The sequence below is a fragment of the Streptosporangium vulgare genome, from assembly GCF_042428775.1.
GTDB lineage: Bacteria > Actinomycetota > Actinomycetes > Streptosporangiales > Streptosporangiaceae > Streptosporangium > Streptosporangium vulgare.
On sequence record NZ_JBHMBS010000132.1, the window covers coordinates 1 to 789 of the forward strand.

A 789-nucleotide genomic window follows, 5' to 3' on the forward strand; every position below is an offset into this window, starting at 1 on the left:
AAAAAGCCGGAGCTCCCTTTCCGGCACGTCTCATTGCCGTATCACTTCCTCCCGAAAAAGCATTAATCAGTAAAACCCGACTGCTCAGCGAGAATCGTCGAAAAGGACGAGTAGTTCAGGCGGAAACGCTGGAAGCAGCGGGCCATGTGCTATTGCTAACATCATTACCGGAAGATGAATATTCAGCAGAGCAAGTGGCTGATTGTTACCGTCTGCGATGGCAAATTGAACTGGCTTTTAAGCGGCTCAAAAGTTTGCTGCACCTGGATGCTTTGCGTGCAAAGGAACCTGAACTCGCGAAAGCGTGGATATTTGCTAATCTACTCGCCGCATTTTTAATTGACGACATAATCCAGCCATCGCTGGATTTCCCCCCCAGAAGTGCCGGATCCGAAAAGAAGAACTAACTCGTTGTGGAGAATAACAAAAATGGTCATCTGGAGCTTACAGGTGGCCATTCGTGGGACAGTATCCCTGACAGCCTACAAAACGCAATTGAAGAACGCGAGGCATCGTCTTAACGAGGCACCGAGGCGTCGCATTCTTCAGATGGTTCAACCCTTAAGTTAGCGCTTATGGGAGTGATCCCCGCCACTTTACAGGTGCTCGCATATCTTCAACGCACCCTATTTTTACCCAGGCCTGCCCACGGGCAGGCTTTTGGGGAGGTTAGCGGGTCAGGTCGTCAAAAAACTTCTTCACACCATCAAAGAAGCTCTTTGAGCGCGGGCTGTTGTGCTCGCCGGTTGGGCCACCGAAGCTTTCTTGCAGCTCTTGCAGCAGCTGTTT

The 789-nt window shown here is 50.6% G+C and carries 2 protein-coding genes; one reads left to right on the forward strand and one right to left on the reverse strand.

Features of this window, described 5'->3' with window-relative positions; all coding sequences use genetic code 11:
* A partial coding sequence (locus ACFFRH_RS44320) for an IS4 family transposase (RefSeq protein ID WP_032253503.1) occupies positions 1 to 407 on the forward strand: 407 nt, incomplete at its 5' end.
* Between the two features lie 262 nt (positions 408 to 669).
* Here the strand turns inward: ACFFRH_RS44320 and ACFFRH_RS44840 are convergent.
* Complete coding sequence (locus tag ACFFRH_RS44840) at positions 670 to 783, reverse strand: hypothetical protein (protein ID WP_512701142.1); 114 nt, start codon at positions 781 to 783, stop codon at positions 670 to 672.
* Positions 784 to 789 lie beyond the last annotated feature (6 nt).